The organism is Streptacidiphilus albus JL83 (genome assembly GCF_000744705.1).
Classification (GTDB): domain Bacteria; phylum Actinomycetota; class Actinomycetes; order Streptomycetales; family Streptomycetaceae; genus Streptacidiphilus; species Streptacidiphilus albus.
Genome location: NZ_JQML01000001.1, coordinates 7,287,870 through 7,299,975, shown reverse-complemented (window position 1 = coordinate 7,299,975; position 12,106 = coordinate 7,287,870). Strand labels below are relative to the sequence as shown.

The 12,106-nt window shown below is 69.5% G+C and carries 14 protein-coding genes and 1 pseudogene; 12 read left to right on the top strand and 3 right to left on the bottom strand.

Annotation, left to right across the window (positions count from 1 at the left end):
• The first annotated feature begins 505 nt into the window (after nt 1–505).
• Complete coding sequence (locus tag BS75_RS31985; protein ID WP_160312328.1) at nt 506–1,093, top strand: tetratricopeptide repeat protein; 588 nt, start codon at nt 506–508, stop codon at nt 1,091–1,093.
• 36 nt (nt 1,094–1,129) lie between these two features.
• Here the strand turns inward: BS75_RS31985 and BS75_RS47105 are convergent.
• Nucleotides 1,130–1,390: pseudogene (locus tag BS75_RS47105) on the bottom strand (ATP-binding protein); the annotation flags it as partial.
• Nucleotides 1,391–1,410: 20 nt separating this feature from the next.
• Between BS75_RS47105 and BS75_RS43575 the strand changes: the two are divergent.
• Both BS75_RS43575 and BS75_RS31975 read left to right on the top strand, forming a co-directional pair.
• The gene (locus BS75_RS43575; protein WP_269330733.1) at nt 1,411–1,683 is read left to right on the top strand and encodes an ATP-binding protein; all 273 of its coding nucleotides are present in this window, start codon (nt 1,411–1,413) and stop codon (nt 1,681–1,683) included.
• Between the two features lie 142 nt (nt 1,684–1,825).
• Complete coding sequence (locus tag BS75_RS31975) at nt 1,826–2,320, top strand: hypothetical protein (protein WP_034090736.1); 495 nt, start codon at nt 1,826–1,828, stop codon at nt 2,318–2,320.
• A gap of 87 nt (nt 2,321–2,407) precedes the next feature.
• Here the strand turns inward: BS75_RS31975 and BS75_RS31970 are convergent, their stop codons facing one another.
• Entirely contained in the window at nt 2,408–3,289 is an 882-nt protein-coding gene (locus BS75_RS31970; RefSeq protein WP_034090735.1) for a glycosyltransferase family 2 protein, read from the bottom strand.
• 90 nt (nt 3,290–3,379) lie between these two features.
• Complete coding sequence (locus BS75_RS31965) at nt 3,380–4,717, bottom strand: hypothetical protein (protein WP_034090734.1); 1,338 nt, start codon at nt 4,715–4,717, stop codon at nt 3,380–3,382.
• 233 nt (nt 4,718–4,950) lie between these two features.
• Between BS75_RS31965 and BS75_RS31960 the strand changes: the two genes are divergently transcribed.
• The 9 genes from BS75_RS31960 (at nt 4,951) to BS75_RS45055 (ending at nt 11,990) form a co-directional block, all read left to right on the top strand.
• A complete protein-coding gene (locus tag BS75_RS31960; protein ID WP_034094181.1) occupies nt 4,951–5,517 on the top strand; it encodes a nucleoside/nucleotide kinase family protein in 567 nt (188 codons plus the stop codon).
• Complete coding sequence (locus BS75_RS31955) at nt 5,514–6,041, top strand: dCTP deaminase (RefSeq protein ID WP_042440642.1); 528 nt, start codon at nt 5,514–5,516, stop codon at nt 6,039–6,041. Before BS75_RS31960 ends, BS75_RS31955 begins: the two co-directional genes overlap by 4 nt.
• A gap of 32 nt (nt 6,042–6,073) precedes the next feature.
• On the top strand, nt 6,074–6,610 hold the full coding sequence (locus BS75_RS31950; RefSeq protein WP_231607951.1) for a dCTP deaminase: 537 nt from the start codon (nt 6,074–6,076) through the stop codon (nt 6,608–6,610).
• Nucleotides 6,607–7,077, top strand: a complete 471-nt coding sequence (locus BS75_RS50810; protein WP_052069886.1) for a cytidine/deoxycytidylate deaminase family protein — start codon at nt 6,607–6,609, stop codon at nt 7,075–7,077. The genes BS75_RS31950 and BS75_RS50810 overlap by 4 nt, the downstream gene beginning before the upstream one ends.
• A complete protein-coding gene (locus BS75_RS31940) occupies nt 7,074–8,015 on the top strand; it encodes a class I SAM-dependent methyltransferase (RefSeq protein WP_231607950.1) in 942 nt (313 codons plus the stop codon). The genes BS75_RS50810 and BS75_RS31940 overlap by 4 nt, the downstream gene beginning before the upstream one ends.
• 48 nt (nt 8,016–8,063) lie before the next feature.
• Complete coding sequence (locus BS75_RS31935; RefSeq protein ID WP_034090732.1) at nt 8,064–9,140, top strand: NAD-dependent epimerase/dehydratase family protein; 1,077 nt, start codon at nt 8,064–8,066, stop codon at nt 9,138–9,140.
• A gap of 46 nt (nt 9,141–9,186) precedes the next feature.
• Nucleotides 9,187–10,194, top strand: a complete 1,008-nt coding sequence (locus BS75_RS31930; protein WP_034090731.1) for a Gfo/Idh/MocA family protein — start codon at nt 9,187–9,189, stop codon at nt 10,192–10,194.
• 34 nt (nt 10,195–10,228) lie between these two features.
• Nucleotides 10,229–10,834 (top strand): glycosyltransferase, encoded by a 606-nt coding sequence (locus BS75_RS31925; RefSeq protein WP_034090730.1) that lies wholly within the window; start codon nt 10,229–10,231, stop codon nt 10,832–10,834.
• A 571-nt stretch (nt 10,835–11,405) separates the two neighbouring features.
• Entirely contained in the window at nt 11,406–11,990 is a 585-nt protein-coding gene (locus BS75_RS45055) for a TetR/AcrR family transcriptional regulator (protein WP_052069884.1), read from the top strand.
• Nucleotides 11,991–12,106 lie beyond the last annotated feature (116 nt).

Below are 12,106 nucleotides of genomic sequence, written 5' to 3'. Positions count from 1 at the left end.
TCGGTCGCGTGGCTGATGGCTGCGGCCCCTGTGCTGGAGGCTATGCCGCGCGGGCCTGCGGGCTCGGACCCTCGCTGCTCGCTGCCGAGCGCGGGTAGGTGAAGCCCAGCAAGGCACACAGCTCAATCGTCGCGACGCGATAGCCGTTACCGACTCGAAAGACCGGGCATGGGTACGCGCCCCTCTTCGCCAGGTCGAAGCCTGCGGACCTACCGAGCAGGAGAGCACGGTTAGCCGTCTGGCGTTAATGGTCTGATTTGGCCCCGGATTTCCGGTCTGAGTAGGCCCCACTCGGTCCTGATGGGGGTTCGTCTTCCGGTCTGGTTCGGCCCCGGGTTCCGGTTTTGGGTGGCTCCGGTGGTGCGGCTATGAGGTGAAGGTGCATCCGCTCAGCTCCATGGCTTAGGGCCGGCCTGGCGACATGCCGGCTCGGTGATATCGTCCGGATCCGCCGGGCCATGTCCGGCAAGCCGTAGCGAGGGGATGTTCGATGGGCTCGGAGTCAGTGGCAGAAGGCGACATCAAGGGCCGTGCCCGTCTGCTGCTCGGGCCTGGTGACCTGAGCCGTCGGGACCGGAGGAAGCTGGGCCGAGCGTTGATGCCGGAACTGGCCGAGTTGGCTTCGGCTGGTGATTCCGAGGCGAGCAACATCCTTGGTGGCATCGAGCTTGAGGTCGAGGGAAATCCGAAGCGTGCGCGTCAGTGGTTCGAGAGTTCGGCGGCGGCGGGCAGCGCCGTCGGCCTGCGCTGCCTGGGGTGGCTTTATGCCGAAGGGCAGGGGGGCGACAGAGACCAAGCCAAGGCGACCGCATTGATGGTGCAGTCCGCAGAGGCCGGCGACGTCATCGCCATGCAGAAGGTTGCTGGCTGGTTCCGTGACGGCTCTTCTGGTGAGGTCGACCTGGTGCAGGCCGCCCGGTGGTTCTTCGCGATGCTCGGGAAGGGCAACGGCGACGGCATCCATGAGGTGTTCCAGTTCGCCTCCCGGATGAGTTTCGAGGAGATCCGCGAGGCGGCCCGGCTGGCCGGTGACGTCGGCTGGGGTGAGTCGATGATTGCTGTTCTGCGCAATCAGCAGAGCAAGGGGCAGTAACGACACCCGATGTCCGTAGGCGGTGGGCGCGAGTTTCTAGTGGGCGGCGCTCTGCTGTTTGGCTCTGGTCTGGGCGAGGCGGTAGGACTCGGTGCCGGTCTCGATGATGGCGCCGTTGAAGGTCAGGCGGTCGACGATGGCCGCGCAGAGCCGGGGGTCGGTGAAGGTCTTGGTCCAGCCGCTGAACGACTCGTTCGAGGCGATGGCGACACTGTTCTTCTCCTCCCTCTCCGTCAGCACCTGGAACAGCATCTCGGCGCCGCGGCGGTCCAGTTCGAGGTAGCCAAGTTCGTCGATCTATGCCGATATCCGCATAGATCGACGAAGTCGGCTACATCCCCTTCGAGGCCGACGCCGCGAACCTCTTCTTCCAACTCATCTCCAACCGCTACGAACGCGCCAGCGTGATCGTCACCAGCAACAAGCCCTTCGGCCGCTGGGGCGAGGTCTTCGGCGACGAGACCGTCGCCGCCGCCATGATCGACCGCCTCGTCCACCACGCCGAGGTCCACTCCCTCAAAGGCGACTCCTACCGCATGCGCGGCCACGACCTGGGCCGCGTCCCCACCGCCGTCAACGAAACCAGCTAATGAAGATCAACTGACGACCCGAGGGTCAGCGTTCAACCGGCGAAACTGGGTCAGAGTTCAGCCGCCGCCGACACTTTCCACCGACGAGTACGGGCTGACCCTGTTCGCCCTTGCACGCCCGCCCCGGGACACCCCGGAGGCGGTGGTCTGGGACGCGGACCCGGAAGTCGCGCTGAACGCGTCCATCGTCGTCACCCATGCCGCAGGCCGGCTCTCACCGGAGACGGTCCTCGGCGAGGTGATGCAGACACATCCCGGCTGCCTCCTAGGGGCGGTAGTCACCGGCCCAAACTGCTGTCTGGTGTCCGTCCACACCCACAGGTGGAACCCGGACGACAGCCTGCCTGCGCTGCGCATGACCGCCACCGGGCCTCCCGACCGCCCATCCGAACCCCAGCTGTACCCCCTGGCCGTCTACGGCTGGATGCGATGGTGGGCAGACAGAGAGCAGAAGGCCGGGCGAGCCTTCCGCCTGGCAGACCAGCTCAGCCCGCCAGCGAGCTTGGTGCTCGTCGACGCGTTCACTCAGGAACCCACACCGCTGACGATCAGCGAGGCGCGGGCGACGGTCTGGCAGGCACTGCCGCCAAGCCCCCCGAGGCCGGACAGCTGGATTGATGACCGCGATCTTCAATGACCGGTGGCGTCGGCCAACGGAGCGGCCCGGGGCCTGGACGAGGCGGCCCGCACTGGTCCAGGCCGCCGTCGCCGCTTTGTGAGCCCGCTAAATGATCGGTGGGCGCCCGAGTCGGGTCATCCGCCACACGGTCCGCCAACGCATCGGGCTGCGCTCGCCCGCAGGCACGCGCATGCCTTCGGCGAACCCGGCGACCCACGCTTTCAGGTTGGCGACAGAGTGGGTGCGCAGCAACGTGAGGACGGCCCAGGTGCCGAGGTAGATGGGGATCAGCGGGAGGGGAAGGCGGCGGCGGGCCAGCCAGACTCGATTGCGTGCGGTGTAGCGATAGTGGGTCGCATGGCGGGCGGGTGAGGTCTTGGGGTGCTGGAGGACCAGCTCAGGCTCGTACAGGATGGTCCAGTCGTGGTCGATCGCCCTCCACGCCAGGTCTGACTCTTCATGCCCGAAAAAAAACGCCGACGCCCAGATTCCGGTCTGTCGCAGCATGGCTGCGGACAGGGCATGGCCTCCACCGAGGAATGCGGTGACTGGTCCACGCTTCATCGGGTCAGTGGCGCGTAGGCGCGGGATGTGGCGACGCTGGGTCTCGCCGTGCTCGTCGGCGATGCGAAAGGAGACGATGCCGAGGCGGGGGTCGGCTCGGTAGAGGTCCTGGACCTTCCGGAAGACGTCGTCGGCGATAAGGAGTCCGTCGTCGTCGAGCTCGATGATCACGTCCGTATCGCCGGTGTCGAGCAGGTGGTCCAGTCCGACATTGCGTCCGCCGGGGCAGCCGAGGTTCTCCGGGAGGGGGATCTTGGTGAGGTTCGGGGCATCGGCGACGTCGGTGAGGGGGGTGGCATTGCCGACCAGGACGACGCTGGTGGCGGGAGCGCTCTGGGTGGCGACTGAGGCGAGGAGCGCGTCGAGTTCTCGGGGTCGGTTGCCCATGGTCACGATGACGACCCCGATGCGTGGCGATGACACGGTGGCTCCAGATTCCGGCAGTGGTGTCGTTGATGCTATCGGGGCCGGGCACTGGGTCTGGGCCAGCAGGGTGCGGGGGCGCGGGTGTGGTCAGTGGGGGCGGGTCGTCGCGGTGATGCGTTCGCGTAGGTCTCGGACTTCGGTGAGGTACTGGTGGGGCCGCAGGGCTGCGGCGAGGTCGCGCAGGGGTGCGCTGGTGCGGTGGGAGCTGATCTCGTCGGTGAGGTCCAGGGCGCGTCCGGCAGTACCACATGCTTGTTCGATGTGACCCTGGCGGCGTTGGGCGTCGGCTTGGCGCACGAGGTAGACGGCGTGCGTGCGCACGGCGTCGCCGGCGTAGGCGCGGGCGGCCTGGGCGAAGGTCTGCTCGGCCTGGGCGGGCTGGTCCATGGTGAGCTGGGTGGAAGCGCGTAGACCCTGGAGTTCGGAGTGGTCGAACCAGTAGGCCCATTCGGGTTCTTCCTCGCCGGTGGCGTCGGCGGTGTGCAGGAGGTGTTCGGCGTGGTCGAGGTCGGTCCAGCAGCCGGGGTGGCCCAGGTGGGAGCGGGCGCGGGCGCGGCGGGCGTGGACGAGGGCCTGGACGCGGGGCGCGGTGGTACCGCGGACGGCGGTCAGGGCGGCGCAGGCCATGGCTTCGGCGTCGGTGGGACGGTCGCAGTTGTAGGCGGCGGCTGACCAGAAGGTGAGGATGTGTGCGCCGAGGGCTTGGTCGTCGGCGGCGTGGGCGGCCTGGAGGGCACTCTTGAAGGTGTGGTCGTCGCAGCGGTCGTAGACGTCGAACGCCGCCCAGGCGCGCATGCGGGCCAGGTCTGCGGCAGCGGCATAGAGGCGCTGGCCATGGGCCAGGCTGTAGGTGCGGTTGGAGAGCAGGTCAGCGACCATCGCAAGGGCGTTGTTGGCACCGGTGACCAGGGTCCCGCCGCCGTCGACATCGTCGGCCCGCCGCAACCGGCGCACCTCGCGTTCGATCATTGAGACGGCGCCTTCGCCGATCCGTCGGCCGGTGAGCTGCTCGGCTTGTGCTGGTTCGGCGATGAGCCAGGCGAAGAGGCTGGAGGTCATGGCGGCCGAGCTGAGGACGAAGGTCCGGCGGTGCATGTCACTCCCGACGGTCTCGATGATGGCCTCGCGTGCGCCGAGGCTGGTCCACGGGTGATCGGTCTGGTGCTGGAGCGGGTCGAAGTGGAGCCACTGCGGCCAGGGGTGGGAGTCGATCAGTGCGAGGTCGATGCCGAAGATCTCTGCCAGGCAGACTTGGGCCAGGTCGTCAGGCCGGCGGCCGTCCTCCCATCGTAAGACTCCGTCAGCTCCCGTTCCCAGAGCCGGTCCTCCGCGATCGATGCTGCGCTGGACGACTGCGCGGGCCAGGTCGGGGCGATTCATCCCGCGTACCTCGCGCGAGCGCGTCAGCTCCGGGGTCCGTGTCACCTTGGTTCCTTTCCCCGTAAGGCCGGGCGGCTATCCGGTCGACGCTAACGGCCGGTGCGGGTGCGGGTGAAGAGCCCGGGGCATTGCTCATTCATTGCTCGCCGCCGCATCACGGGCGCATCGCTTCGACGGGTTCCGGGGCAGGTGGGTCCGCGCTGAGAGTGGAGGCACGTCCAGCGCGGCCCAGGGGCTTGGTGCTGGCGTCCCTCATCGGATGCGGCCGTGGTGTCGCCATGCACTTCGTGGAGTTCATGATGCGCATTGCCCTGCACGGCATTCCCGGGTCCGGCAAGTCGACCCTGGCCCGGTTACTGGTGGAGGAGTTCGGCCGGATCGGACGGCAGGCCGTGGTGGTGCGGCTGGCTGAGCCGCTGTACCAACTGCAGTCCCTGGTCTACCGGCTGGCCGGCAGCCCGCTGCCGGACCCCGCTGTCCAGGACGGTCTGCTGCTGGCGGATCTTGCCGGGCACCTGCGCCGGATCAACCCCGACGCGCTGACCGCCGACTTCCGGCAGCGCGTCGAGCAGCTCGCGGATACCGCCCCGGAGGCGGTGGTGGTGTGCGACGACCTGCGGGTCCCGGACATCGACTGCCTGCGGGACCTGGGGTTCACGCTGGTCCGTGTCGATGCGGACCCGGAGCTGCGCCGGGCCCGCCGGGCGCAGCGTGGCGACCTGACCTGCGGTGAGGAGTCTGGAGGTATCCCGGCCGGATGCGCCGACGCGGAGGTCCGCAACGACGGCTCGCTCGCGGAGCTGCGGGCGGCGGCGCAGGCTCTGGTCGGGCGGGTGACCGCGTGATCCTGACCGGGCCGGAAATCGTGCGCCGCCGTGCGGCTGGCGAGCTGACGCTGGAGCCCTTCCGGGAGGACTTCGTCAACCCGTGCAGCTACAACTACCGTCTCGGGCGCGTGCTGCGCACGCATACCGGGGAGCCGGTGGATCCGCACCGTGATCAGCCGCTCGCGGAGTTGGTGATCCCGCCGGGCGGGATCGTGCTCCAGCCGCACCGGGTCTACCTGGGCACCACGGTGGAGGAGATCGGAGCGGTGGACACCGTGCCCTGTCTGATCGGCCGGTCCTCCCTCGGCCGGCTCGGGGTGTTCGTTCAGTTCGCCGCCGATATGGGCAACACGGGCGCGAGCCACCGCTGGACGCTGGAGATCGAAGCCGTGCAGCCGGTCCGGCTGCACGCCGGGATGGTCATCGGCCAGGTCTCCTTCTGGACCACGGTCGGCGACCTCCTCCCCTACCGCGGGCACTTCGGCCGCTTCGACGACGCCACCGTTGCGCCCGTCGCGCACCTGACGGCCCGCTCCCGCTGACCTGACCGCTTCAACCCTGTTGGGAGACCGTTGTGTCCATCCTCACCGGCGCGGAGATCGTCCGCCGCCGCGACCTGGGCGAGCTGACCATCGCCCCGTTCGTCCCCGAGCACGTCAGCTCCAACAGCTACGACCTGACGCTGGGCCCCACCTTGCTGCGGTACACCGGCGACGTGCTGGACCCCTACCGGCAGAACCCGACCGAGGAGCTGGGTATCCCGCCCGAGGGAGTGGTGCTGAGCGCGGACCGGGTCTATCTGGGGGCGAGCGTCGAGCGGATCGGCAGCGACCGGCTGACGCCGATCGTCAAGGCCCGCTCGGGGACCGCCCGCCTTGGCCTGTACGTGCACATGACCGCCGACCTGATCGACATCGGATCGCTGGGTCACACCACCTTCCAGCTGCACGCCGTGCAGCCGGTGCGCGTCTACGCGGGGATGGTGCTGGCGCAGGTGACGTTCTGGGAGCCGGTCGGGAAGATCGTGCTGTACGACGGCAAGTACCAGAACTCCTGCGGGCCGCAGGCGTCTCGCAGCTGGTGCGACGTGCCCGCCGAGGTGAACGCGTGAGCGCCGCCCCGGTCAGCGGTGCGGTGGCCGACCCCTCGGTGCGGTGCGCGGACCCGGTCGCGCGGCGGCTGGTGGCGGCGGCGTTCACCCAGATCGCGCGGGTGTACGTCCCCGAGCGGCACCAGATCGCGGCGGCGGTGCTGGACGCCGACGGCGGTGTGCACCTGGGCCTGCACCTGGACGCGATGGTCGGCCGAGCGGCAGCCTGCGCGGAGTCCTCGGCGGTGTCCGCCGCCCGGCTGGCCACGACGGCGCCGCTGGTGGCGGTGGCAGCGGTCCGCTACCCCAAACCGTCGGAGAAAGGCGGCGCCCGGATCGTGCCGCCATGCGGGCTGTGCCGGGAGCTGCTGCTCGACCACGGTGCCCCGGGAATCGTCGCAGTGATCGACGCCGGCGTTCCGGCATTGGTGCCCCTGGCCGATCTGCTGCCCCACAAGTACGTGGGCACCAAGTGGGGCCCGCAGTGACCGCGGCGTACAGGGCGAGCGCATCCGCCGGACCCAGGCTGGAGTTCCTCACGCCGGGCCTGGACCGGCTCGCGGCCCAGGTCCTGCCGGTGGAGCCGTTCGAGCTTTCCGAGGCGGACGCTCGGGACCACTACTTCACCGATGCCCGGCTGCTGGAGGCAAGCCAGCTGGTCCATCACCGCTACCGGACCGACCCGCTGGCCCTGCACGATCACCTGATCGCCGCGATGGCGCTGCGCGGCACCGAGGAGATGCTGGACCTGGGGTGCGGCAACGGCGCCCTGCTGGAGCACATGCGCCCGCACCTGGCGGCCGGGCACATCGTCGCCCTCGACATCTCCCCGGGAATGCTGGACGCCGCCTGCTCCCGCCTGCACGGCGTCGCCACACCCGTCGACTTCCATCTGGGCAGCGCCCAGGACCTCTCAGCATTCGCCGAGGACAGCTTCGACCGGGTGACCGCGGTCTACATGGCCCACTACGTCGCCGACCTGCCACGCATGTTCGCCGAGGTGCGCCGTGTCCTGCGCCCGGGCGGCCGGTTCGTGCTGGCCACCGACGACCCGGTGACCATGGTCGAGATGTGGGACGTCCACTTCGCCGCGATGAGCGAGATGCACGCTCCCGCGCACCTGTTTCGCTCCACGCCGAAGGCACGGATCTCGCTGGACAACGGCGCCGCCCAGCTGCGCCCGCACTTCGCGAACGTGCAGGTGGTGCGCTGGCAGGACCAGCTGCAGTTCTCCGATCCAGCACCGTTCCTGGCCTTCTATCGCGGCCACAACTACTGCTGCGCCGCCAGCCGCCCCGGCCGCGACCTGCCCAAGGCGTTCTTCACAGAGCTGGAGGCGCGGGTCGCCGCGAAGGTCCAAGCCGTGATCGACGAATCCGACTACTTCGCGCTGACCAAGCTCACCGGCGCCTTCGTCTGCACCTGACCGTAGCCCTTCCCTCTTCCATATCCGGAACCCTCTTGGAGGACAGCTGTGACCTCGCCCCTGCTCAACTGCCTGAGCGGCGCCCGCGTGCTGATCACCGGCGGTGCCGGGTTCATCGGCACTGCGCTGCGCCGCACCCTCCAGACGGCGGGAGCAACCACGCTGCTCCTGGACGACCTGTCCGCCTACGAGCCCGCCACACTGGCGCTGCTGGGCACCGGCCACCACGATCCGCAGCTGACGACCGGCTCCGTGGCCGACGAGACGCTGGTGCGGAGCATGGTCGCCTGCGCGGACTTCGTCGTGCACGCCGCAGCGCACTCCACGGTGGGCGGCTGCGCCGCCGACCCGGCCACCGCGTTCCGCAGCAACATGGCCGGCACCGACACCGTCGTGCGCGCCGTGGCCGCCACCCCTTCGGTGCGCCGCTTCGTCCTGCTGTCCACCGCCCAGGTCTACGGCAACGGCGACCCCACCATCCCCGCCGACCAGCTGCGCGTCTTCACCGAGGACCAGCCAGTGCGGCCTTTGAACCTCTACGCCTCCGCCAAGGTGTGGGCCGAGTTCCACACCCGCCAACTCCTCACGCTCGCAGGCCGCGACTTCTCCGTGCTACGGCCCTTCAGTGTCTACGGCCCGGGCCAGGTGCCCAAGCCCGCGGCCCCCTCGTGGGTGATCGCCCAGTTCTCCATGTACGCCGCCCTGGACCAGCAGCTGCTGCTCAACAACGGCGGCAGGCAGGTCCGCGACTTCCTCTTCCTCGACGACGCAGCCCATGCCATCGCCCTGGCCCTGCTCGCTCCCGGCGCGTCCGGACGCGTGCTGAACCTGGGCACCGGAACCAGCACCAGCGTCCGCCAGGTCGCCGAGACCGTACGCGATCACTTCCCCGGCACCGAGTTGGTCGACGCCCCGCGCCCCGCCCAGGACCCGCTCGGGGGCCGCGCGGATACCGGCGCGATGGCGGCGGCGCTCGGCTGGGAACCCACGGTGACGGTCACCGACGGCATCGCCCGCTACATCGACTGGCTGCGCACCACCCCGCACGCCATCCCTGGCTGGCTGCGGGCCGAGACCAGCGAGAGCCGCCTCGCCGCATGGAACCGCATCACTGCACAGCCCTGAACCCGCCCCGGCCATCCGCCTCCCCTCCGCGCAAGGAGCAACGACCGTGCAACCACTCATTCGTGTCGCCGTCGTCGGCCTGGGCTGGGCCGGCACGGTCCACGCCCGCACCCTCGCGTCGCCGCCGGGTATCGACCTGGTCGCGCTCGCCGACCCCGACCCTCAGCGCCGCGCCGCGTTCCCGCACCTGCCCAGCCGCACCACCTTGGAGGAGGTGCTCGCACTGGGCGTGGACTACTGCGTGGTGGCCACCCCCACCAGCACCCACGAGCCCATCGCCATGCAGCTCGCAGAGGCCGGCGTCCCGGCCCTGGTGGAGAAACCCCTCGCGCCAACCGCAGCCGCGGCCTGGCGCATCGCCGACGCCTTCCGCCACCGACAGCTGACCGCCGCCGTCGGCCACACCGAACGGCACAACCCGGTCACCGCCGAGCTGGCCCGCCTCCTCGCCACAGGTGACTTCGGGCCGGTGTGGCAGATCGCACTGCGCCGCCAAGGCCCCTTCCCCGACCGGATCACCGACGTCGGCGTCGCGCTCGACCTCGCCGTCCACGACCTCGACCTCGCCGCCTGGCTCACCGGACATCCGATCGTGCAGGTCTCCGCGACCACCACCAGCCTGTCCAGGCGCCATGAAGACACCGCCACCGCCACCGCCCATCTGCGCGGCGGCCTACTCGCCCACCTCCACATCGACCGGATCAGCCCCTTCAAGAACCGCACCGTGCAGGTCCATACGCCTTCCGGAGTCCTGACCGCCGACGCCATCACCGGCGCACTCAGCCTCCACCCGAACACCGCAGCCCCCAGCGTCGGCGGCGGCTTCACCGGTGTCGTCGCAGGCGAACCGCTGCGCCTGCCCGTCCCGACAGGACCCGCGCCGTTCCACCGGGAGCACGAACTCATGCGCGACGCTCTCCTCGGCCTGGCCACCCCCGACCTGGTCACCCCCGACGAGGGTGCCTCAGCCGTGGCCGCCGCCGAGGCGCTGCTCGCCTCCGCCCGCCAGGGCCACCCCGTCGCGGTCCGCCATCAACACCCCGCCCGTATCTGACCATCCATCATCCGTTCCTGCCGAGGAGCAGCCCGTGCCAAGTCCGCTGACGGTCGACACCGCCATCCAGTTCTTCCCCCGCGGCGGCTCGTCCATCGTTGTCCAGTACCTCAACCGGGAACTGGCGGCGCGCGGCGCACGCCTCGTCGTCGCCTGCGGATCCCTCGGCGACGCCGGGCAGTTCAGCCACGCCGCCACCTTCTACCAGGGCCTGCCGATCGCGCCCTTCGACTACACGCCGGCCGCCGACGCCTACCGCAACGGCCGCCCGTCCATGGACGGGCAACGGGCCCCGTTCCACCCCTCCTTCGAAGACCGCGGCCCGACGGCCCCCGACCGGCAGGCCACCGCCGTGGCTCCCGCCACCTTCCACCACCTGGTCGACGCCTGGCACACGCACCTGTCCCGCCACCGCAGCACCCACCCGGATGTCCTGCACTTGCATCACCTCAGCCACCTCCAGGAGGCCGCCGCCCGCGCCTATCGCGGCATCCCCCGCCTCACGACGCTGCACGGCACCGACCTCAAGCTGCTCCAGCACGCCCACGAATCCGCGCACTGGCAGAGCAGGTCAAGACCTCCCCGAAGCGCCTGGCAGACGCCCTGCCCCCGGACCCCGTCGGACGCATCCGCGTGCTGACGCGGCTCGCCCATGAGCACCACCTGACCCCCAGTTAGGTGCTATTTTCCTATATCCACATGACCTGCTCGATACTGCACGTCGCGCTCGTGCACGACGCGCACCCAGGACCCTTCCAGGCATCCCCTGCGCAGCGTGTGGTCCCCAAATGGTCCCCAAGAGGGCGATCACTGGCAGTGACACAGCACTGTCCGACACAGACCCCACGACTTACGGTGAACATCCGCGCAGGACGAGGGCGGGAAGTCCTCCAAGAGCGCACACGCTGGCTCGGGGGGTGCCGATATTCGGCGGTGCGCCGGCCGGTGTGAGGTCGTAGCTGACGTGAGCGCCAGGGATCCCCCCAATGTCATTGGTCCGCCCATCACGATGTTGAGATGTGAACACTGGCCAGGTCGACGCACCAGGATTGCGGCTCGACGAACCCGCGTACGTCGCCACGAGGGCTCGGGGGCTGCGATCGTTGACGACGAAGGGTCAGCCGTCGTCCTCCGCGAACCGCATGTGCCACCATGCAGAATGAATAGTCTGTTTGGCTACAGGAGATTTCGATGGCGGTTAGGCTACTTCCATGCCCCGACTGAGTGAGGCGTCGCGCCTGCGACGACGCGCTGACATCGCGGCGGCCGCGATGCGGTGCTTCGCGCGCGATGGGTTCTCGGGCACCTCAATGGCGGACATCATCCGCGAGGCGGGGTCCTCAGCCGGTTCCGTGTACTCCAACTTCGAGAGCAAGTCTGAACTCGTCCGCTACGCGGCCTCCAGCGCGCTCCAGGACCTCATCGCAGCAGTTACCGCGGAGCTGCCGCTGGAACGCACCCCGTCGAGCGTGCTCCTGCACCTTCTGCGAGCGAGCTCCGATCGGACGCACGCGCAGACGTTGCTGCAGATCTGGGCCGAGGCCCCGCGGGACCCGGGGCTCGCGGACGTGGCACAGCAGACCACGCTCGAGTTGCGTGCCCTGGTAGCGGCCCTGCTCATGCCGTGGTGTCGGGAGCATGCTTCGATTTCGGCTCCACCGAAGTGGGAGGCCGACGCACTTGCCGATGCGGTTCTCACCGCACTGCAAGGGTTCCTCGTGCGGCTGACGATCGATCGCGACGCCGACCCCCAGGTCCTCGCCGACCGCACAGCCGCAGTGTTCCTACGTCTCTGATTCACCTCAAGCCTCGAGACGCATGTACCCTCCCCCCTCAGGGAATGGTTGTTCTGTTTGACCGGTCATGCTCGCTGCAACGGGATGCGGCGGAGCCGCGCACGACTGGTCCTTGA